Here is a 22,141-nt window from a genome sequence, read left to right on the forward strand (position 1 = left end):
TATACTTAATATTAAAATCGTTTATTTAGTACAACATACGAGCACGAATTGTACCTGGTAACTCTTTTAGTTTCTGCAACACTAACTCAGCTTGAGCTTTAGTTTGTGTTGTAATATCAATCACAACATAACCTACATTACCTGATGTACGTAAATACTGTGCGGCTACATTAATATTTTCTTCAGTAAACACTTTATTGATGCTATTCATCATACCTGGGCGGTTTTCATGAATATGCAGTAAACGGTTTACATCATCACCGTGGCTTGGCAGTGATACTTCTGGGAAGTTAACCGCAGATAACGTAGAGCCATTATCTGAATATTTCGCTAATTTACCTGCAACTTCATAACCAATATTTTCTTGCGCTTCTTGTGTTGAACCACCGATATGAGGCGTTAATATCACGTTATCGAATTTAATAAGTTCAGAGACAAACGGATCGTTAGGATCGTTATTTGCACCTGGCTCAGATGGGAACACGTCAACGGCAGCACCAGATAAATGTTTTGATTCTAACGCTTGCGCTAAAGCAGGAATATCAACCACAGTACCTCGAGAAGCATTGATAAGAATTGAACCTGGTTTCATGCGCTGAATTTCTTCATGACCAATCATATTCTTTGTTGATGGTGTTTCTGGTACATGTAAGCTGACAATGTCACACATATTCAATAGTTCAGACAGATGACGAATTTGCGTTGCATTACCCAGTGGCAGTTTATTTTCAATATCATAAAAATAAACATCTAAACCCACACTTTCAGCCAAAATACCTAACTGTGTACCAATATGACCATAACCAATAATACCTAGTTTTTTACCGCGCGCTTCAAAACAACCTTTGGCTTGCTTATCCCAAACACCACGGTGGGCTTTCGCGTTTGCTTCCGGAATACGGCGCAGTAATAACAGTAATTCACCTAGCACCATCTCAGCCACGGAACGAGTATTTGAGAAAGGAGCGTTAAAAACAGGAATACCGCGACGAGCAGCAGCATCTAAATCAACCTGATTGGTCCCAATACAGAAGCATCCTACAGCAACTAATTTTTCAGCGGCTGCAAAAATTTCTTCTGTTAAATGAGTACGGGAACGAAGACCAACAAAACGTGCATCACGGATAGCTTCTTTTAATTCTTCGTCCGATAATGCGCCTTTGTGATATTCAATGTTGGTATAACCCGCAGCTCTTAAATTTTCTACTGCACTTTGGTGCACACCTTCAAGGAGTAGAAACTTTATCTTTTCTTTTTCCAAAGATACTTTGACCATTTACCCTGCCCTATCGTTGTTACATTTAATGAAAAACAAAATCCTGTCTCAACAACATAACAAAAATAGAGTTTGTGGCAATACAACCGATTGCAGTGATGACAGAATAAGCGATAAAGAAAGCGATTTTCTACCGAGTAAAATGATTTTGACTTTGAAAAAGGCAGGATTTTAAAGAGAGATATAACTATGGTGTGATATATATCACTGAATTTGCAGTTTCTAAAATAATTTTAAAAAGAGGTCGCCATTGCCACCTCTTTTTAATCATCTTACTTAATCGTTTTAACGCCTTCAGACGTTCCCATTAAAACGACATTTGCACCACGATTAGCAAATAATCCTACTGTAACCACACCTGGAATACTGTTAATTTTATTTTCCAGTTCAATAGGGTTAAGAATTGTTAAGTTATGAACGTCTAAAATAACGTTTCCATTATCTGTTACCACGTTTTCACGATATTCAGGCAAGCCACCCAGTTTAACCAACTCACGAGCGACATAAGAGCGCGCCATTGGAATAACTTCAACAGGTAGAGGGAATTTACCTAATACATCGACTTGTTTAGATTCATCAACGATACAGATAAATGTTTTTGCCACACCTGCAATAATTTTTTCTCGCGTTAATGCAGCACCGCCACCTTTGATCATTTGCATATGGTGGTTGATTTCATCAGCACCATCAACATAGATATCTAAAGAATCGACTTCATTACAGTCGAAAACAGGAATGCCGTAACTTTTTAATTTTGCAGTTGATGCTTCTGAACTTGAAACAGTGCCTTCGATTTGACCTTTCATTGTTGCTAATGCATCAATAAAGTGAGAAGCCGTGGAACCAGTACCGACACCCACAATCGTGCCTGGTTTTACATATTCAAGCGCTGCCCAACCTACTGCTTTTTTCAATTCATCCTGAGTCATTTAAAAAACCTTATTTATCACATTAATGGATTAAGAATAGCATATTGCATTCAAAACTAGCACTGGACACATCAAAAACTGAGAAGCAACATTTTAACTCATTACAACCAAAAATATGGCATAGTAAGCAATAGAATATAAAATCGAAGAGAGTCTGTTAATGAAACGCCCTGATTATCGAGCATTACAAGCCCTTGATGCCGTCATTCGAGAACGTGGTTTTGAAAGAGCCGCGCAAAAGTTATGTATTACACAATCTGCCGTTTCTCAGCGTATCAAACAGTTAGAAAATTTATTTGGACAGCCGCTATTAGTCAGAACTGTTCCACCTCAACCCACTGAGCAAGGACAAAAATTATTAGCGCTATTGCATCAAGTAGAATTGCTTGAAGAGCAATGGTTAGGTGATGAAAATAGCGGCTCTACACCTCTTTTACTCTCTTTGGCGGTGAATGCGGATAGTTTGGCAACGTGGTTATTACCCGCTTTGCACCCTGTCTTAACGCAACTGCCTATTCGTCTTAATATTCAAGTAGAGGATGAAACTCGTACTCAAGAACGATTAAGGCGAGGTGAAGTCGTTGGTGCCATCAGTATTCAACCACAAGCACTACCAAGTTGCCTTGTCGATCAATTAGGCGCTCTTGATTATCTATTTGTGGCCTCACCTGATTTTGCCCAGCGTTATTTTGCAAATGGTGTAACTAAGTCGTCGTTATTAAAAGCGCCAGCAGTCGCATTTGACCATCTTGATGATATGCATCAGGCATTTTTACAACAAAATTTCGGTTTATCTCCAGGTAGTGTGCCGTGTCATATCGTGAACTCCTCTGAAGCCTTTGTGCAATTAGCTAAACAAGGTTCGACATGTTGCATGATCCCACATCTACAAATTGCTAATGAACTAAAAAGTGGAGAGTTGGTTGATTTAACACCGGGACTTTGCCAACGACGTATGCTCTATTGGCACCGCTTTGCACCAGAAAGTAGAACAATGAGAAAAGTAACAGATGCACTAATTGATTTTGGCCGTAAGGTTTTAAAACAAGGTGAAGAGTAATACATTATTTTATCTTGTTACCATAAAGAATAGGCTTCATATTGAAGCCTATTCTATTTTATCGCAGTACAATTATTTAGTGCGTTTTAATTCAAAAACCACATCCACATAATCTTTAAACTCAATACTTTGTTGTTGATAAGTTTCTTGTACGGCGGCAGGTGCTTGTGCTTTCAATGTCATTGCATCCATACGCACTTGTGCGATTGGATAAGGCGTTGCCTCTGGTGCTCGATAACTTACACTATAGACTGCCCCTAAATCAGCGCCAAAACCTTTTGCAACTGAACTTGCTTGATCAATCGCGTTTTTAATCGCCACTTCACGTGCTTTCGCTTTATATTGTTCTGGATTATTAACACCAAATTCAACGTTATTAATCTCATTTAAACCCGCCGCTAATGCGCCATCAAGTAGCGTATTAAGCTGTTCTAATTTCTTAATTTTAACATTAACAGTACGTGTTGCTGTATAACCATTAATCACCGAACGCTCTGCTTTTTTATCATACTCATAGTTTGGTTGAGTACGAATATTAGCAGCATCGATATCTTCCTTCACAACACCATTTTCTTTTAAGAAGGCAAAATATTTTGCAACACGCTCATCAACTTGTTTCTTAGCCTGAGCAGCATCTTTTGCTCTTTCGCTAACCTGAATATTTAATGTCGCCATATCAGGAGCTGCTTTAATTGTCGCATTACCCGATGTTGTAATATGTGGTCCTTCTGGCTCCGATGCAGCTAGTGCAATGGAAGGTAATCCCAACGTAAACACGGATGCTAATACAATCGCTTTTAATTTCACAAAAACCCCCTGACAAAATAAATTTTAATGCCCTGTTTTTAGGACTAAGAAGAACATTAGCATATATGATGTAAAGTTCTTTAAGATTAAAAGAGAGTTTTCCATCCTTGAGCCGCTAATTGCACAGCAATAAACCACATTACACATCCTACAAACAAATTAATGATACGTTGAGAGCGTGTTTTGCTTAATATTGGAGAAAACCAAGCCGCAAGTAGTGATAATGCGAAAAACCAACTTATAGAGGCAAATACTGCACCAATTGTAAACCAAGGGCGAAGATCTGTGGTTAATTGTCCACCAATACTGCCTATCACAACAAAAGTATCTAAATAAACATGAGGATTAAGCCAAGTTACGGCAATTAATGTCACAATCACACGCCAACGGCTTTTTACCTGATTTTCACTTTGTGATAGTTCAATATCTTTTGAAAAAGCTGTTTTAAATGCATTCCAACCATACCAAAGTAAAAATGCCACGCCTCCCCATGTGATCAATAATAAAAGCGTTTCTGATTGACTAAGTAATGCACTGCCACCAAAAACACCCGCTGTTATTAATACAACATCACTTAAAGCGCATAAAAATGCACTCATTAAATGAAATTGTTTTTTACTCCCTTGCTGTAAAACAAAAGCATTCTGAGCACCTATAGGTAAAATCATGGCAGCACTTAATAAAAAACCCTGAAAAAAAGTTGTAAACATGCAAAATACCTTAATAATTATTCGTTAGATATTAGCTGAATAATAGAGGGGTTTTGATATTAGAGGAAATGAATCATTCTTATCGGTAATAAGAAAAACTAATGGCGATAAAGACAAAAAAAGCCACGTTATTAACGTGGCTTTATGTCATCTATTTACTGTAAAACTACTCGGTTTTAGCTGTTGTATTTTGTGTTTGATGCATATAAACATCCATTTGTGGGAATGGAATACCAATATTATTTGCATCTAATGCGCGTTTAAAATTTTCCATTAAATCCCAATAAACCGGCCATGCATCAGCATTCGTTGTCCAAACTCGTACCACAAAATTTAATGAAGATGGCGCCATTTCATGTAAACGGATCGTCACGTCTTGTTCATGTTGAATACGTTTGTCTTTTGCAACAACGTCACCCAATACTTGTTTTACTTTATCAATATCAGCATCATAAGCGACACCAACAATAATTTGAGTACGGCGATTAGGCTCGCGACTTAAGTTGATCACTTCACTACTGATAATTTTACTATTTGGGATAACAATAATTTTGTCATCTGCTGAGCGTAATGTTGTAGAAAAAATCTGCACATCTTTCACAGTACCTTCTACAGAGCCAATCATCACATATTCATCCGTACGAATTGGACGGAAAATAACAATTAATACACCAGCAGCAAAGTTAGACAGCGAACCTTGTAATGCTAAACCGACGGCTAAACCGGCAGCACCTAGCACTGCGATAACAGACGCTGTTTGAACCCCTAATCGTCCTAATACTGCAATTAAGGTAAAAGCAACAACGGTATAACGAACTAGGACAGACAAAAACGTCACAACAGTAGCATCAATATGGCGCAATGTTAAAACTCTGGCGACACCTTTACCAATCATTTTTGCCACAAAAAGACCGACAAATAGTATCAAAAATGCAGCAATAATATTTACCGCATACTGAATAAAGAGATCCTGATTTGCGACAAACCAACCTGTTGCTTCATCTAAACTAGCGGGTAAATCATTCATTAGACCACCTTTTAAACTTAAAAACGTAATGAAAAGAATAGTAATTCAATAGTATATTGTGGCAGATTTATTCAAGAAATATATAGGATTTGTTAATTTCTTCTATTATCCAGAATAAATAACCGATATTTTTGTAACATAGTAGCAAAATCATCTAAACCACAAAAAGAGATGCTTTCATTATCGTAATAGCTCATACCCTCTTCCATTTCATCTGTCTCAAAATGCAAGGTATTGGCTCTTACCATCACTTCTTCGTCATCAATAGAAAGACTGTATTCTTTACCGATAAGTTCCCACTGTCTTTCACTGCCTTTAATACCTTCCATTTCTTCAATAATTTGATCTATCAGACTAATATCGCCTTGAATTTCATCATTCAACCAATAGCCTATTGCTTCATGATCCATCGAAAAACGGGCTAGTATACCGCCAGTGAGATCTCGCTGAAATTCATAATCCATGGTGTACGCCCCTTATAAAGCTCTCGCTTTTTTAATAAAAAATATCTTATTCTTATTATGACAAAAATAACAAAAAACGGGAGGCATTTGCCTCCCGTTTGTTCACATAAAATACTTTAAAGCAATAAATTAACCGTTATACCGTTGTTTGGAAAATAACTTGATCCGCTTTATCCGTATATTGCTCTAGTTGATCAAAGTTTAGATAACGATAAGTATCTTCTGCAGTTTCATCCACTTTACTCATGAAATCCAAATACTCTTGTGGCTCAGGTAAACGACCTAGTAATGAAGCCACTGCCGCAAGCTCCGCAGAAGCAAGATACACATTTGCACCTGTACCTAAGCGATTAGGGAAGTTACGTGTCGAAGTTGAAACAACTGTTGCACCATCAGCCACTCGCGCTTGGTTACCCATACAGAGTGAACAACCTGGTACTTCGATACGCGCGCCACTTTTACCAAAGACGCTATAATAGCCTTCTTCCGTTAATTGTGCCGCATCCATTTTTGTTGGTGGCGCAACCCACAAACGTGTTGGTAATTGACCTTTGTGTTGATCAAGCAGTTTACCCGCAGCACGGAAGTGACCAATGTTAGTCATACAAGAACCAATGAACACTTCATCAATTTTGCTGTTTGCCACTTCAGATAGTAGGCGAGCATCATCTGGATCGTTAGGCGCACATAGAATTGGCTCTTTGATCTCATTTAAATCAATTTCGATCACTGCGGCATATTCTGCATCAGCATCCGCTTCAAGTAATTGCGGATCTTTCAGCCAGTTCTCCATCGAAGTGATGCGACGTTCAATCGTACGACGATCACCATAACCTTCAGCAATCATCCATTTCAGTAAGATGATATTAGATTGCAGGTACTCAATAATAGGCGCTTTATCCAGTTTAATAGTACAACCCGCCGCTGAACGTTCAGCTGATGCATCAGCAAGCTCAAAAGCTTGTTCTACTTTCAGTTCTGGTAAACCTTCAATCTCAAGAATACGACCAGAGAAAATGTTTTTCTTACCTTTTTTCTCAACTGTCAGTAAACCATCTTGGATCGCATAATAAGGAATAGCATGAACCAAATCACGCAGTGTCACACCCGGTTGCATTTCACCTTTAAAACGTACCAGAACAGATTCTGGCATATCTAATGGCATAACCCCAGTTGCTGCTGCAAAAGCCACTAGACCAGAGCCTGCTGGGAATGAGATACCAATAGGGAAACGAGTATGCGAGTCACCACCCGTACCAACAGTATCAGGTAATAACATACGGTTTAACCATGAGTGGATAATACCATCGCCCGGACGCAATGAAACACCACCACGATTCATAATAAAGTCAGGCAAAGTATGATGTGTTGTAACGTCTACCGGTTTTGGATAAGCAGCAGTATGACAGAATGATTGCATCACTAAATCAGCAGAGAAACCAAGGCAAGCTAAGTCTTTTAGCTCATCACGAGTCATTGGACCCGTTGTGTCTTGTGAACCTACTGAAGTCATTTTAGGCTCACAATATTCGCCAGGACGAATACCTGTACGACCACAAGCACGACCAACCATTTTCTGAGCTAATGAGAAACCACGGTTGCTTTCTTCAACAGATTTAGCATGGCGGAATAGCGTGCTAACTGGTAAGCCTAGTGATTCACGCGCTTTTGACGTTAACCCACGACCAATGATCAATGGAATACGACCACCAGCACGAACTTCATCAATTAATACTTCTGTTTTCAGCTCAAAGGTTTCTAGTAACTCATTCGTTTCATGGTTACGAATTTCACCTTTATATGGGTAAATATCAATAACATCACCCATATTTAATTTAGAAACATCAACTTCGATAGGCAATGCACCTGCATCTTCCATTGTGTTAAAGAAGATAGGTGCAATTTTACCACCGAGAACAACCCCGCCACCGCGTTTATTAGGAACGAATGGAATATCATCCCCCATAAACCAAAGTACAGAGTTTGTCGCTGATTTGCGAGAAGAACCCGTCCCTACAACGTCACCAACATAAGCCAGTGGGAAGCCTTTTTTATTTAATGCTTCGATTTGTTTGATAGGACCAACACTACCCAGTTGATCAGGTTCAATTCCTTCGCGCGCATTTTTTAACATGGCTAAAGCATGTAATGGGATATCTGGGCGGGACCAAGCATCTGGAGCTGGAGATAAGTCATCGGTATTGGTTTCACCAGTGACTTTAAATACGGTAACAGTAATTTTTTCTGCTAATTCGGGGCGCTCAGTAAACCACTGCGCATCAGCCCAAGATTGCATAATCTGTTTAGCATAAACGTTGCCTGATTTGGCTTTTTCTTCAACATCATAGAAGTTATCGAACATCAGTAATGTGTGAGAAAGCGCTTTGGCTGCAATTGGGGCTAATTTATCGTTATCCAGAGATTCAATTAAAGCATGAATATTATAGCCACCTTGCATGGTACCTAATAATTCAACGGCTTTTTCTGGCGAGATAAGAGGTGATGTGGTTTCGCCTTTCGCGAGGGCAGTTAAAAAACCCGCCTTAACATAGGCAGCTTCATCAACTCCAGGTGGAACACGGTTAACAATTAAATCAAGAAGAAATTCTTCTTCACCTTTAGGGGGATTTTTTAATAGCTCAACAAGTGCGGCTGTTTGTGTTGCATCGAGAGGTTTTGGAACGACACCTTCAGCTGCACGCTCTGCTACGTGCTTACGGTATTCTTCTAGCACGACTGTCTCCTCGCTTCTTTGTCATTTTGTATAACCCGGCTGTCTGCACCTTATTAATAAAGTGCCAGGTCAGAGGATCTTTTGCTCGCATAAAACATAAGAGGTTGTGAAATTATGCCCAGCTAAGGGCTATCAGCATAGCAAATCTTCAACACGATGTTAATTCGTTCACATAAAAGTAACATTAATCAGATTCAAATATCCACTTATTCAGATTAAAACACTTAAACAAAATATATAACAGAGACTTTTAACCAAGATTTTGGTTAATAACCACACTTTTTATAGTTTTTTTCATACCCAAATTAGTACTAAAGTAAAATTTGCGGTCAAATAAACATCAATTACACAAAATAACCAGCATCACACAACCGAAGACAATCAAGCATTCAATAAAAAATATAAAAAAAGAGCCAAGTTCCATAAAGAACTTAGCTCTTATCATTTAAACTACTTTAGTAAACTGTTTTCAGTAAAAAAGTTGCTTATTTTTTCTTTTTCGCTTTTGGATTTGGCAGGTCAGTGATACTACCTTCAAATACTTCCGCAGCCATACCAATTGATTCGTATAACGTTGGGTGAGCGTGGATAGTTAATGCGATATCTTCAGCATCACAACCCATTTCGATTGCTAGGCCAATTTCACCTAATAGTTCACCACCATTAGAACCAACAATTGCACCACCGATAACACGGTTAGTTTCTTTGTCGAAAATCAGTTTAGTCATACCATCTGCACAATCTGATGCGATTGCACGGCCTGATGCAGCCCATGGGAAAGAAGCCACTTCATAGCTAACACCTTTCTCTTTCGCTTCTTTTTCTGTCATACCAACCCATGCAACTTCTGGTTCAGTATAAGCGATTGATGGAATAACTTTAGGATCGAAGTAATGTTTTTTACCAGAGATAACTTCTGCTGCAACGTGACCTTCATGAACACCTTTGTGAGCCAGCATTGGTTGACCAACAATGTCTCCGATAGCAAAGATGTGAGGTACATTAGTACGCATTTGCTTATCAACATGGATAAAGCCACGATCATCAACTTCGATGCCCGCTTTACCTGCGTCTAATAATTTACCGTTAGGCACACGACCGATAGCAACTAATACTGCATCGTAACGTTGTGGTTCTGCTGGCGCTTTTTTGCCTTCCATTGTTACGTAGATACCATCTTCTTTTGCTTCAACCGCAGTTACTTTGGTTTCTAGCATCAGGTTAAATTTCTTGCTGATACGTTTGGTAAATACTTTAACCACGTCTTTGTCAGCAGCAGGAATAACCTGATCAAACATTTCAACTACGTCAATCTGAGAACCCAGAGAGTGATAAACCGTTCCCATTTCCAGACCAATGATACCGCCACCCATAACCAGTAAACGCTCTGGTACGGTTTTCAGTTGCAGTGCATCTGTTGAATCCCATACTCGTGGGTCTTCATGTGGAATGAATGGTAATTCGATTGGACGTGAGCCGGCAGCAACGATTGCATTTTCAAAAGTGATGGTAGTTGTACCTTCACCACCTTCAACAGACAATGTGTGAGAACCTGTGAATCGTGCTTCGCCATTAACAACAGTCACTTTACGGCCTTTAGCCATGCCCGCTAAGCCACCGGTTAATTGAGAAATAACTTTGTCTTTCCAGATGCGAATTTTGTCGATATCTGTTTTTGGTGCATCAAAAACAACACCGTGTTCAGATAATGCTTTCGCTTCTTCGATAACTTTAGCAACGTGGAGTAACGCTTTAGAAGGGATACAACCCACGTTCAGACAAACACCACCTAAAGTAGAGTGACGTTCAACTAAAACTGTTTCTAAACCTAAGTCAGCGCAACGGAACGCCGCGGAATAACCCGCAGGGCCTGCACCGAGAACCACTACCTGTGCTTTAATTTCAGTACTCATCGTGACCTCATTATTTATTTGTCCGGCGAGTCAGACGAAAATCCATATTTAACACCGAGACTTACATACCGCATGCAGTTTACAGAAATGTTAATAAACTGAAAAGCGCTCTAACATGACGGATCTCACAACCTAAGATGTATGACTGTAAAATCCATCACTGTAATCAGAGAAACCGGCGCTAAGCACCGGTTTAAATAATTACATTACCAAACGACGTAAATCGCTCATGTACTGATTAATCAGAGTGATGAATCGAGCACCGTCAGCACCATCGATCACACGGTGATCGAAAGAGAGTGACATTGGTAGAATCAAGCGTGGTACGAATTCTTTACCATTCCATACTGGTTTCATAGAAGAACGGGAAAGTCCCATAATCGCAACTTCTGGTGCGTTAACGATCGGTGCAAAACCGGTAGTACCGATACCACCAAGGCTAGAAATAGTGAAACATCCGCCTTGCATATCTGCAGCTGTCAGTTTACCTGCACGTGCTTTCTTAGAAACTTCAGCTAACTCATAAGACAGTTCGATAATGCCTTTTTTGTTAACATCTTTGAAAACAGGAACAACTAAACCGTTAGGTGTATCTACAGCAATACCAATATTGATGTATTTTTTCAGGATCAGTTTCTGTCCATCTTCAGAGATAGAGCTGTTAAAGCGTGGCATATCGGCCAGTGCTTTTGCTGCTGCTTTCATCACGAAGACTAACGGAGTGATCTTAACATCCAGTTTTTTCTTCTCTGCTTCTTTATTTTGCTGTTTACGGAATTCTTCAACCTCAGTGATATCTGCTTCATCGAACAGATTTACGTGAGGGATCATCACCCAGTTACGGCTTAAGTTAGCACCAGAGATTTTCTGGATACGGCTTAATTCAACTTCTTCAATTTCACCGAACTTACTGAAGTCAACTTTCGGCCAAGGTAACATGCCTGGTAATCCGCCACCTGCATTCGCTGGTGCAGATTCAGCACGTTTAATTAACTCTTTCACGTAAGACTGGACGTCTTCACGTAAGATACGGCCTTTACGACCAGTACCTTTCACTTTCGCTAAATTCACACCAAATTCACGCGCCAAGCGACGAATAACCGGTGTTGCATGAACGTAAGCATCATTTTCAACGAATTCTTCTTTCGCCGCTGGTGCAGTCGCTTGTGCTTTAGCAGGTGCTGCCGGTGCAGAACTTGCTGGTGCTGGTGCAGTTGCCGCTGGTGCTTGAGCAACAGGTGCTGCACCTGCAACTTCAAACATCATGATCAGTGAGCCAGTTTTCACTTTGTCGCCCACCGCAATTTTGATCTCTTTAACCACACCTGCAAATGGTGCTGGAACTTCCATAGAAGCTTTGTCACCTTCAACGGTGATCAGTGATTGTTCTTCGGAGATGGAATCACCGACTTTAACCATCACTTCAGTCACTTCAACTTCGTCATCACCGATATCTGGTACATTCACTTCTTTCACAGCAGATGTTGCTGGTGCAGATGCTGCTGGAGCTGGTGCTGCCTGAGCAACAGGTGCGCTACCTGCAACTTCAAACACCATGATAAGAGAGCCTGTGCTCACTTTATCACCCGTTGCGATTTTGATTTCTTTCACTACACCAGCAAATGGAGCTGGAACTTCCATAGAAGCTTTATCACCTTCTACAGTGATCAGTGATTGTTCTTCAGCAACGCTATCACCCACTTTTACCATCACTTCGGTAACTTCAACTTCGTCACCGCCGATATCAGGTACATGAACTTCTTTTAATTCAGCTGTCGCAGGCGCAGCGGCTGGTGCAGGTGCTTCAGCTTGAGCAGGTGCAGCTTGCGCAGCACCTTCTGCTTCAAAAATCATGATAAGAGAACCGGTTTGAACTTTATCGCCCACAGCAATTTTGATCTCTTTCACTACACCCGCTTGTGGTGATGGGACTTCCATAGAAGCTTTGTCGCCTTCTACAGTAATTAAGGATTGTTCTTCCTCAATACGGTCGCCCACTTTCACCATCACTTCGGTGACTTCAACTTCATCCGCACCGATATCTGGGACATTAATTTCAATAGACATTCACTTTACCTCTTACGCCAGACGTGGGTTTACTTTTTCAGGGTTGATGTTGTATTTATTGATTGCTTCTTCAACAACCTTCACATCAATCTCACCACGTTTAGCTAATTCACCTAATGCAGCAACAATCACATAAGAAGTATCAACTTCGAAGTGGTGACGCAGGTTTTCACGGCTATCAGAACGACCGAAACCATCTGTACCTAATACGCGGTAATCATCTGCTGGTACATAAGTACGAACTTGTTCAGCGAACAGTTTCATATAGTCAGTAGAGGCTACAGCTGGTGCATCATTCATAATTTGAGCGATGTAAGGTACACGCGGTGCTTCAGATGGGTGTAGCATGTTCCAACGTTCACAATCTTGACCATCACGAGCCAATTCAGTGAATGAAGTTACGCTATAAACATCAGAACCAATACCGTATTCAGTAGACAGGATTTGTGCTGCTTCACGAACGTGACGCAGAATAGAACCTGAACCCAGTAACTGAACTTTACCTTTCGCGCCTTCCAGTGATTCTAGTTTGTAGATACCTTTACGGATACCTTCTTCAACACCGGCTGGCATTGCTGGCATATGGTAGTTTTCATTCAGTGTAGTGATGTAGTAATAAACGTTTTCTTGTTTATCACCATACATACGCTCTAAACCATCCTGCATGATAACAGCAACTTCATAAGCGAATGCTGGATCATAAGAGATACAGTTAGGGATAGTTAGCGATTGAATATGGCTATGACCATCTTCGTGTTGTAGACCTTCACCGTTAAGTGTTGTACGGCCTGAAGTACCACCTATTAAGAAACCACGAGCTTGTTGGTCACCTGCTGCCCAGCATAGGTCGCCAATACGTTGGAAACCAAACATTGAGTAGTAGATATAGAAGGGGATCATTGGCAGATTGTTAGTGCTGTAAGATGTTGCAGCTGCTAACCAAGATGCGCCAGCACCCAGTTCGTTGATACCTTCTTGCAGAATTTGGCCTTTAACGTCTTCTTTATAGTAAGCAACTTGCTCACGATCTTGAGGCGTATATTGTTGGCCATTCGGGCTATAAATACCGATTTGACGGAACAGACCTTCCATACCGAAAGTACGTGCTTCGTCAGCAATAATAGGTACTAAACGATCTTTGATAGATTTATTTTTCAACATCACGTTCAGTGCACGAACGAATGCGATAGTTGTAGAAATCTCTTTAGATTGTTCTTCTAATAATTGGCTGAAATCTTCCAGTGTCGGAATATCCAGTTTTTCGTCAAAACGAGGACGACGAGCTGGTAGGTAACCGCCTAAATCCTGACGACGTGCGTGCAGATATTTGTATTCTTCTGACTCTTTATCAAAAGTAATATAAGGCAGGTCTTTGATTTGCTCATCAGCAACTGGAATATTGAAACGATCACGGAAATGGTGAACACCATCCATGTTCATTTTTTTAACTTGGTGAGCGATGTTTTTACCTTCTGCTGTTTCACCCATACCATAACCTTTAATGGTTTGAGCTAAAATAACAGTTGGTTTGTTTTGAGTGTCTTTTGCTTTTTGGAATGCTGCAAAGACTTTCTTCGGATCGTGACCACCACGGTTTAGTGCCCAGATTTCATCATCAGTCATATCTTTAACTAATGCTGCAGTTTCTGGGTAACGATTGAAGAAGTGCTCGCGAACATAAGCGCCATCACGAGATTTAAATGTCTGGTAATCACCATCCAGAGTTTCATTCATTAATTGAATGAGTTTACCAGAGGTGTCTTTACGCAGAAGCTCATCCCAACGATCGCCCCACATGACTTTGATAACGTTCCAGCCAGCACCCGCAAAGATACCTTCTAATTCGTTAACAATTTTGCCGTTACCAGTAACTGGTCCATCAAGACGTTGTAAGTTACAGTTAACAACGAAGCACAGGTTATCTAATTTTTCGCGAACTGCGATGGTGATTGCACCTTTAGATTCTGGCTCGTCCATCTCTCCGTCGCCTAAGAACGCATAAACCGTTTGTTTAGTCGTATCTTTTAAGCCACGGTGATTCAAATATTTCAGGAATTTAGCTTGGTAAATTGCAGATAGTGGTCCCAGACCCATAGAAACAGTTGGGAACTGCCAGAATTCAGGCATTAATTTAGGGTGTGGATAAGAAGATAAACCTTTACCACCAATTTCTTGACGGAAGTTGTTTAATTGCTCTTCAGTTAAACGACCTTCTAAGAATGCACGTGCGTAGATACCTGGGGAGATATGGCCTTGGAAATAAACCAAGTCGCCGCCATCATTGTCATTATGGGCACGGAAGAAGTGATTAAAGCATACTTCATATAACGTTGCAGAAGACTGGTATGACGCCATGTGTCCGCCGAGTTCCAAATCTTTTTTGGATGCACGCAGAACCATCATTACTGCGTTCCAGCGAATAGCAGAACGAATACGACGCTCTAATTCCAGATTGCCAGGGTAAGCGGGTTCATCTTCAGCAGGAATGGTATTGATATAATCACTGTGTACAGCACCGCCTAAAGCGATATTAAGACCACCATTACGGGCTTGTTTTAATACCTGATCAATCAGAAACTGTGCACGCTCAACACCTTCTTCACGGATGACCGAGTCGATCGCTTGTAACCAGTCGCGAGTTTCGATCGGATCCACGTCATTTTTCAGCATATCTGACATGGTGTATTCCTTATCTGTTATCTGTTTTTAATGGTTATGGGAGCCTATCTTCCCGTTATACCCATCTGATATGACGGGAAGATAGGCCCTGCTGTTATTACCGCTTCCCCTGAAAATCACAGGGCGATAGGTAGTACAGACTCAGCGGTCAGGATCTGTGCTACTAAAATAAATCAGGATGTTGTTGTAGCCGGCGCAAAGAGCGCTCACGGCGAGTATGTTCACGACTCATATCCAACAAAACATCTTCAATAAAGGCCAAATGGCGATGTGAAGCTTCACGCGCTACCTCCGGCTCTCTATTAATAATAGCCTGATAAATCTGACTACGATGTTCACTTACTGCTGTTAACATCTCTTTACGAGTGTAAAGAAACTCAAAATTCTGGCGAATATTTTGCTCAAGCATTGGCACCATGCATCGTAATAGATGCAATAAAACAACATTATGAGCAGCTTCCGTAACAATTAATTGATATTGCAATACCGCTTCAGATTCAGCGACTAAATCACCCTTTTCGTGGGCTTTCAAGATGCAATCATGACTAGCTTTGATACGTTCAAGATCTTCATCGGTGCCACGTAATGCAGCATAATATGCAGCAATACCTTCAAGTGCATGGCGCGTTTCTAAAAGATCAAATTGAGATTCGGGATGTCCGCTAAGCAGTTGAGCTAAAGGATCACTAAAACTTTGCCAGAGATTGTGCTGAACAAAAGTACCACCGCCTTGGCGACGGAGTAAAAAACCTTTAGCTTCTAATTTTTGGATTGCTTCACGCAATGAAGGGCGAGATACATCAAATTGCTTCGCCAGTTCACGCTCAGGTAAGAGTTTTTCTCCCGGACGCAGAGTACCTTCTAAAATCAGATGTTCAAGCTGTTGCTCAATAACATCAGAAAGCTTAGGTTGGCGGATTTTTGTATAAGCCATATTGCTGAAAGCCATTATTGGATAACTATTACCTTAGTGATTGAGTTGTCAATTGGTAATACCAATTTAATATAACGGATAATAAAGTAACAAAGTATTCACTAACTGTCCATACAGTTGTTGAGCGAAATCATAAAAACCTGCAAATTTTAACAAATTATTTTAAAAATTCATCAAAAGTGATAACCAGATCGCATTATTCAGAAACGTCAAAAAATAAATTTTTTAACGTTTTTTAAACACATAAACAGTCAAACTGAAGCGTGACAGCAATATTATTTTGAATTTAAAATTAAAATTAATGATTTAAAATTCAATTCAACTAGTTATTTTGTTAACAAACTGCGGAAATAAGCCCAATCAAAGTGAGGCCCCGGATCAGTTTTTCTATTTGGTGCAACATCACTATGCCCAGTAATATTTTCTTCAATGGCAGGATACAGAGCAATAAGCGATTGAGTTATCTTCACTAATTGCTGATATTGCTGCTGAGTAAAATCGCATTCATCAGTACCTTCAAGCTCAATACCTATTGAGAAATCATTACATTTTTCTCTGCCTTTATATAAAGAAACGCCAGCATGCCATGCCCTCTCTGTAAAAGGCACATATTGTACAATTTCACCATCACGCCGAATAAGACAATGAGCAGATACTCTTAAACCGATTATTTCACTAAAAAAAGGATGATCTTGCTCTGATAATGTATTGGTAAAAAGTTGGTCAATATAAGGCCCACCAAATTGGCCTGGAGGCAAACTGATATTATGAACAATTAATAAAGAAGGAGACTCACCTTCAGGTCTCTTATCATGATTAGGTGAAGGAACATGTCTAGCATCGATTAGCCAACCTTGTTTTATTTCCACATCAACCCTCTTTTATTTTGTTTTAGACATTATCAATAACTTTATTAGCTCATACTCATCAATAAATGCGAACTTTCCCTCAATAATAAAGGTTAAATATGTATATCTCCTTTTTCTTTTCGATATTTTACTCAAACTTTATTTTATTTATTCGCCAATAAAGTCCTTTTTTTTCATACTTCTAGTGTCTATTACTCAAGGAGGACGCTAGATGAATGTACTTAATTATCACTCTAATGAAAATGGCTTTACCCTTATGGAACTTATGATTGTGATTGCTATCATCTCGATTTTAAGCTCTGTTGCTATTCCGGCCTATCAAGGTTATATCCAAAAAGCCGCATTAACCGATGTATTGCAAACACTGTCGCCCTATCGTTCTGCGGTAGAATTATGTCGTTATGAAAATGAGCCTCAACACTGTAATTCTGATTCAACCTTTGTGCCTCAACAATTTCGTAGTCGATATTTGTCTGATATTAATGTGTTAAACGGCGTGATTAGTGCAACTGGAAAATCTCAGCTTGATGGTCTAACGATTACAATGTCTCCAGAAAATAGAATTAACGACCTTCTTCCAGTCTGGAAAATACAATGTTCAGCAACAAATCTTACGTTGCAAAAACAGTGCAATGAAATTTTAAAATCAGATTAGTGCTTTAAATATAAAAGAGCACTCATATTGAGTGTTCTTATTATGTACTTTAAATATCGCAGACAACGCAAATAAATTAAAAAGTAAAAGTATAAAGAGGTGAAGAATGGATATCACACACTCTGCAACAGAATTTATTGAGCATCTATTACGTGAAAGTATTTTAAAACGCGTCTCTGATTTACATATAGAGCCTCAACAAACCAGTGTAAGAGTTCGCGCCAGAATAGATAATCATTTATATCTATTATCATCCCCTCCGGATGAATTCTCTGAAGAAATAGTCACTCGATTAAAGATACTTGCTAACTTAAATATTGCAGAAAAGCGGTTACCTCAAGATGGGCAATTTAGTTGGTCTTATCATGAAAAAAGATATTCAATACGAATAGCGACACTTCCCACGCTGTATGGTGAGAAAGTTGTTTTACGACTAATAAATAATTTACAACAACCAGAATTAAATCATCTAGGTTTTCAACTTTCACACTTAACGCTATTAAAAAAATATTTAAATTTACCTCAAGGAATGATTTTAGTCACAGGGCCAACGGGAAGTGGAAAAACACTCACTTTATATAGTTGTTTACACTATTTAAATAGAGAGAACCTAAATATAAATAGTGTTGAAGATCCAATTGAATTACCTTTGAAGGGGATTAATCAAATTCAAATTTCTGAAAAATCAGGGATCTCATTCACAACAATATTACGAGCATTACTACGCCAAGATCCTGACATTATTATGGTAGGTGAAATACGTGATCAATCTACAGCCGAAATGGCAATAAAAGCAGCACAAACCGGGCACCTTGTATTATCAACCTTACATACTAATTCGGCTTCATCTACAATAATGCGTCTACATAACTTAGGTATTGAAAAAGATCTTATCCATTCCTGTATTAGTTTAATTATTTCACAACGATTAGTTCGTTGTTTATGTCCACACTGTAAAATATGCTTATCCAATAAACAGCATATTAATATCAATAAAGAAATAGTCGAATTACCAAATTGGCAAGCCGTTGGTTGTCAGCAATGCTGTTCAGGCTATAATGGAAGAACGGCTATTTATGACTGTTTTGAGCCGTCAAAACAAACACATTCATCCCTTTATCACTTATTCTATTCCGGTTTTTCGTTAATAAAACAAGGGATCACAACACTTGAGGAGGTTTATCAAACGCTAGGAGATATTGAATGAAATTACAGCTAATTTATCGCTATGATGCATTAACTTATCAAGGAGAATTATGCACTGGAAAAATACTTGCGTCCTCGAATAACGAAGCATTTATTAACTTAACTCAACAACAAAAAATCCCCATAAAAATTCGTTTATATAAGATCGTTTTATTTCAAGATGCTGATAAACAATATCGAATTCAATTATTCGAACAATTAGCTTTATTACTACATTCTGGTTTAGCACTTCTTCCTGCATTAACACTATTAAAAAATGAATGTCGTTATACACATTGGCAATGTGTATTAGAAGATATTATTTTTAACTTAATGCAAGGAGGTTCTCTTTCTAAACAATTAAATCGCTATCCACTTTATTTTCCGACCTCACTAAATCGTTTTGTTCTTATTGGTGAAGAAAGTGGAAAATTAGATGAAGTGATTACGCTGCAAATAATACAGTTAAAAAAACAGCGAGAGATTGTAAAAAAAATTAAAAAATCGTTTAAATATCCTGTCTTTTTACTGACTATATTAGTTTTTATTACCAGTATTATGTTGCTTTATGTTTTACCTGAATATCAGTCCTTATACAGCGCCTTTAATACAGAACTTCCTCATTTAACATTAATCCTGATTAATTTTTCACAATGGCTTACTGATTATATCAGTATGATAGCGTTTATCTTCTTCGGTTTAATATTTTTTTATCGTTTAATTCGTTACTCTTTATCACCCTTTTATTTCGCTGAACAAGCTCTTCTTCTTCATACTCCCTATTTAGGTAAACTTTTAAAATATCAGCAATTACATCTTATTTTTCAAATAGTCAGTATTACACAACAAGCAGGATTACCTTTATTACAAAGCTTAAAAATAGGAACAGAACAACTTTCACATCCTATTTATAAACAACTCCTTTCTAAAATGAGTGATCACATTATACAAGGTAAATCGTTGAGCTTATTTATGAAAAATGAGCCACTCTTTACGCCTATTTGTTATCAGTTTATTATTTGTGCAGAAAACTCTGGGCAATTGCTCTATTTTTGTCAGCAATTAAGTGATTGGTTTTATCATCAACTCGATGAGCAATTAAATACCATTAGTGCTTGGTTAGAGCCAATACTTATGACGGTCATCGCATTGATTATTGGTACATTAATCATTGCTATGTATCTTCCTATATTACAGTTAGGTGATACTATACAGTGAGTCACAATTTTTATGAGTGAGAGGCTGTTACTATGTTTTGCACTAACTCATTGATTGATGGTAATTCTATCACATATTATCAGGTAGGATGTTAGGGTAGCAGAAAATCACCTATCATAATAACCGAATAAAACCCAAATATTGCGGTTATTATCTTGTGATAAAAACAAAATTAGGCTTTAGAATACCTAGACTAATAGTAAATTTTAATTCATTAAAAACAGATAAACTCAAATGGCTTATACGGTTGCTCTTACAGGCGGAATAGGCAGCGGTAAAACTACCGTTGCTAATACTTTTGCCTCATTAGGTGTACCTCTTGTTGATGCTGATATTATTGCTCGATTAGTGGTAGAGCCTCACTCCTTAGGACTAAATGCATTGCATCAACATTTTGGTGACTGCATTTTACTACCCGATGGCTCATTAAACCGAGCGCTGTTGCGCCAGATTATTTTTGAAAATAATGAAGAAAAAGATTGGGTTAACAATCTTCTCCATCCATTGATACAGCAAGAGACTCAAAAACAGATACAGCAAATTAATGCGCCCTATCTTATTTGGGTTGTTCCATTATTAATAGAAAATAAATTAACGCATCTCGCCTCTCGTGTTCTTGTTGTTGATGTGACACAGGAAGAGCAAATAGAAAGAACCATGAAACGAGATGGCGTAAGTCGAGAGCAAGTTCTCAATATTTTAAAAGCTCAAGCTCAAAGACAAGAACGATTAGCCGTCGCTGATGATATTATTGAAAATCACGATAATAGCCAACATATGATTGAAAAAGTTAAGCAACTTCATCAGCATTACTTAGAATTAGCTCAACAAGCGTTACAGGACAATTGCCATGAGTGATGACATCACAACAATCATCTTCGAACATCCCCTCAATGAAAAAATGCGTTCATGGCTTAGAATTGAAAACTCATTGATTCAAATTAACAGTTTTAGTGCAATTGATTCATTACCCACGGCTCTCTCGTTTTTCCGTGCGATATCAGAATTTATTGAAGTACTTGATCGTGGCGAAATCCGCGCTGAATTACTTAAAGAATTAGAAAAAAGACAAAAAAAATTACAGCAATGGCTTTCATTTCCTAATGTTGATAAAGCAATTGTCACTCAAATTATTGATGAATTAGCTGAAAATGCAATTGTATTAAGTAAAGCTCCTCGCATTGGTCAACATTTAAAACAAGATAAAGTCATCAATTTAGTTAAACAGCGCCTAAGTATTCCTGGTGGATGTTGTAACTTTGATGTACCAGCATTACATTTGTGGTTAAGCTTACCTCAAGCAATTCGTGATGAAAGATTACAAAGCTGGCTGACGGGGTTATTGCCATTACAAAATGCATTAAATAGTTTACTTATGCTTATTCGCCAATCAGATACATTTAAGCCCGTTCTCAGTCACCGTGGTTTTTATCAAGACAGTGCTGAAGAAGCTGAATTGCTACGTGTTAAAATAGCCATCGAACACCAAATCTATCCTCAAGTCTCTGGGCACAAAAATCGCTATGCGATCCGCTTTTTACCACTTGATAGTGAGAATGGAACAGTACCTCTAGATCTACCTTTTGAGATCGCTTGTTGCTAACATTATGTTTA

The 22,141-nt window shown here is 38.8% G+C and carries 18 protein-coding genes; 6 read left to right on the forward strand and 12 right to left on the reverse strand.

Annotated features, from left to right (window positions below; genetic code table 11):
• Positions 1-25: 25 nt before the first annotated feature.
• Both serA and rpiA read right to left on the reverse strand, forming a co-directional pair.
• On the reverse strand, positions 26-1,276 hold the full coding sequence (serA, locus tag CUB63_RS07365; protein WP_006533704.1) for a phosphoglycerate dehydrogenase: 1,251 nt from the start codon (positions 1,274-1,276) through the stop codon (positions 26-28).
• A 272-nt stretch (positions 1,277-1,548) separates the two neighbouring features.
• On the reverse strand, positions 1,549-2,205 hold the full coding sequence (gene rpiA, locus CUB63_RS07370; protein WP_072063358.1) for a ribose-5-phosphate isomerase RpiA: 657 nt from the start codon (positions 2,203-2,205) through the stop codon (positions 1,549-1,551).
• Positions 2,206-2,365: 160 nt separating this feature from the next.
• On the opposite strand from rpiA, the gene CUB63_RS07375 reads away from it, so the two are divergent.
• Complete coding sequence (locus tag CUB63_RS07375) at positions 2,366-3,265, forward strand: LysR family transcriptional regulator ArgP (RefSeq protein ID WP_109407438.1); 900 nt, start codon at positions 2,366-2,368, stop codon at positions 3,263-3,265.
• Between the two features lie 72 nt (positions 3,266-3,337).
• Here the strand turns inward: CUB63_RS07375 and CUB63_RS07380 are convergent, their stop codons facing one another.
• The 10 genes from CUB63_RS07380 to ampD form a co-directional block, all read right to left on the reverse strand.
• On the reverse strand, positions 3,338-4,072 hold the full coding sequence (locus CUB63_RS07380; protein WP_006533709.1) for an oxidative stress defense protein: 735 nt from the start codon (positions 4,070-4,072) through the stop codon (positions 3,338-3,340).
• Between the two features lie 86 nt (positions 4,073-4,158).
• A complete protein-coding gene (gene argO, locus CUB63_RS07385; protein ID WP_072063360.1) occupies positions 4,159-4,782 on the reverse strand; it encodes an arginine exporter ArgO in 624 nt (207 codons plus the stop codon).
• 166 nt (positions 4,783-4,948) lie between these two features.
• On the reverse strand, positions 4,949-5,809 hold the full coding sequence (mscS, locus tag CUB63_RS07390) for a small-conductance mechanosensitive channel MscS (protein ID WP_006533711.1): 861 nt from the start codon (positions 5,807-5,809) through the stop codon (positions 4,949-4,951).
• Positions 5,810-5,901: 92 nt separating this feature from the next.
• Positions 5,902-6,273 carry a YacL family protein gene (locus CUB63_RS07395; RefSeq protein ID WP_006533712.1) on the reverse strand — a complete coding sequence of 124 codons (372 nt, stop codon included), beginning with the start codon at positions 6,271-6,273 and terminating at the stop codon, positions 5,902-5,904.
• A 136-nt stretch (positions 6,274-6,409) separates the two neighbouring features.
• Positions 6,410-9,007 (reverse strand): bifunctional aconitate hydratase 2/2-methylisocitrate dehydratase, encoded by a 2,598-nt coding sequence (acnB, locus tag CUB63_RS07400; RefSeq protein WP_109847783.1) that lies wholly within the window; start codon positions 9,005-9,007, stop codon positions 6,410-6,412.
• A gap of 485 nt (positions 9,008-9,492) precedes the next feature.
• Positions 9,493-10,920, reverse strand: coding sequence for a dihydrolipoyl dehydrogenase (lpdA, locus tag CUB63_RS07405; RefSeq protein ID WP_072063363.1), 1,428 nt, complete (start codon positions 10,918-10,920; stop codon positions 9,493-9,495).
• A 201-nt stretch (positions 10,921-11,121) separates the two neighbouring features.
• Positions 11,122-12,987: a pyruvate dehydrogenase complex dihydrolipoyllysine-residue acetyltransferase gene (aceF, locus tag CUB63_RS07410; protein WP_109847784.1), complete on the reverse strand. Its 1,866-nt coding sequence runs from the start codon at positions 12,985-12,987 to the stop codon at positions 11,122-11,124.
• A 12-nt stretch (positions 12,988-12,999) separates the two neighbouring features.
• On the reverse strand, positions 13,000-15,666 hold the full coding sequence (gene aceE, locus CUB63_RS07415) for a pyruvate dehydrogenase (acetyl-transferring), homodimeric type (RefSeq protein ID WP_072063365.1): 2,667 nt from the start codon (positions 15,664-15,666) through the stop codon (positions 13,000-13,002).
• 163 nt (positions 15,667-15,829) lie between these two features.
• Positions 15,830-16,600: a pyruvate dehydrogenase complex transcriptional repressor PdhR gene (pdhR, locus tag CUB63_RS07420; RefSeq protein WP_072063494.1), complete on the reverse strand. Its 771-nt coding sequence runs from the start codon at positions 16,598-16,600 to the stop codon at positions 15,830-15,832.
• Positions 16,601-16,926: 326 nt separating this feature from the next.
• Positions 16,927-17,469: a 1,6-anhydro-N-acetylmuramyl-L-alanine amidase AmpD gene (ampD, locus tag CUB63_RS07425; protein WP_109847785.1), complete on the reverse strand. Its 543-nt coding sequence runs from the start codon at positions 17,467-17,469 to the stop codon at positions 16,927-16,929.
• Positions 17,470-17,680: 211 nt separating this feature from the next.
• Here ampD and ppdD point away from each other — a divergent pair, with 211 nt between their 5' ends.
• The 5 genes from ppdD (at position 17,681) to zapD (ending at position 22,130) form a co-directional block, all read left to right on the forward strand.
• Positions 17,681-18,124, forward strand: coding sequence for a prepilin peptidase-dependent pilin (gene ppdD, locus CUB63_RS07430; protein WP_109847786.1), 444 nt, complete (start codon positions 17,681-17,683; stop codon positions 18,122-18,124).
• A 106-nt stretch (positions 18,125-18,230) separates the two neighbouring features.
• The gene (locus CUB63_RS07435; RefSeq protein ID WP_109847787.1) at positions 18,231-19,331 is read left to right on the forward strand and encodes an ATPase, T2SS/T4P/T4SS family; all 1,101 of its coding nucleotides are present in this window, start codon (positions 18,231-18,233) and stop codon (positions 19,329-19,331) included.
• Positions 19,328-20,527 (forward strand): type II secretion system F family protein, encoded by a 1,200-nt coding sequence (locus tag CUB63_RS07440; RefSeq protein ID WP_109847788.1) that lies wholly within the window; start codon positions 19,328-19,330, stop codon positions 20,525-20,527. Before CUB63_RS07435 ends, CUB63_RS07440 begins: the two co-directional genes overlap by 4 nt.
• Before the next feature lie 234 nt (positions 20,528-20,761).
• Positions 20,762-21,385 (forward strand): dephospho-CoA kinase, encoded by a 624-nt coding sequence (coaE, locus tag CUB63_RS07445; RefSeq protein ID WP_109847789.1) that lies wholly within the window; start codon positions 20,762-20,764, stop codon positions 21,383-21,385.
• A complete protein-coding gene (zapD, locus tag CUB63_RS07450) occupies positions 21,378-22,130 on the forward strand; it encodes a cell division protein ZapD (protein WP_109847790.1) in 753 nt (250 codons plus the stop codon). The genes coaE and zapD overlap by 8 nt, the downstream gene beginning before the upstream one ends.
• The last annotated feature ends 11 nt before the right edge of the window (positions 22,131-22,141 follow it).

The organism is Proteus penneri (assembly GCF_003144535.1).
In the GTDB taxonomy this organism is placed as follows: Bacteria; Pseudomonadota; Gammaproteobacteria; order Enterobacterales; family Enterobacteriaceae; genus Proteus; species Proteus penneri.

Coding starts and splice junctions, on each gene's coding strand:
- serA (WP_006533704.1), bottom strand. CDS start 1,276: ATGGTCAAAGTATCTTTGGAAAAAGAAAAGATAAAGTTTCTACTCCTT.
- rpiA (WP_072063358.1), bottom strand. CDS start 2,205: ATGACTCAGGATGAATTGAAAAAAGCAGTAGGTTGGGCAGCGCTTGAA.
- CUB63_RS07375 (WP_109407438.1), top strand. CDS start 2,366: ATGAAACGCCCTGATTATCGAGCATTACAAGCCCTTGATGCCGTCATT.
- argO (WP_072063360.1), bottom strand. CDS start 4,782: ATGTTTACAACTTTTTTTCAGGGTTTTTTATTAAGTGCTGCCATGATT.
- mscS (WP_006533711.1), bottom strand. CDS start 5,809: ATGAATGATTTACCCGCTAGTTTAGATGAAGCAACAGGTTGGTTTGTC.
- CUB63_RS07395 (WP_006533712.1), bottom strand. CDS start 6,273: ATGGATTATGAATTTCAGCGAGATCTCACTGGCGGTATACTAGCCCGT.
- lpdA (WP_072063363.1), bottom strand. CDS start 10,920: ATGAGTACTGAAATTAAAGCACAGGTAGTGGTTCTCGGTGCAGGCCCT.
- aceF (WP_109847784.1), bottom strand. CDS start 12,987: ATGTCTATTGAAATTAATGTCCCAGATATCGGTGCGGATGAAGTTGAA.
- aceE (WP_072063365.1), bottom strand. CDS start 15,666: ATGTCAGATATGCTGAAAAATGACGTGGATCCGATCGAAACTCGCGAC.
- pdhR (WP_072063494.1), bottom strand. CDS start 16,600: ATGGCTTATACAAAAATCCGCCAACCTAAGCTTTCTGATGTTATTGAG.
- ppdD (WP_109847786.1), top strand. CDS start 17,681: ATGAATGTACTTAATTATCACTCTAATGAAAATGGCTTTACCCTTATG.
- CUB63_RS07435 (WP_109847787.1), top strand. CDS start 18,231: ATGGATATCACACACTCTGCAACAGAATTTATTGAGCATCTATTACGT.
- CUB63_RS07440 (WP_109847788.1), top strand. CDS start 19,328: ATGAAATTACAGCTAATTTATCGCTATGATGCATTAACTTATCAAGGA.
- coaE (WP_109847789.1), top strand. CDS start 20,762: ATGGCTTATACGGTTGCTCTTACAGGCGGAATAGGCAGCGGTAAAACT.
- zapD (WP_109847790.1), top strand. CDS start 21,378: ATGAGTGATGACATCACAACAATCATCTTCGAACATCCCCTCAATGAA.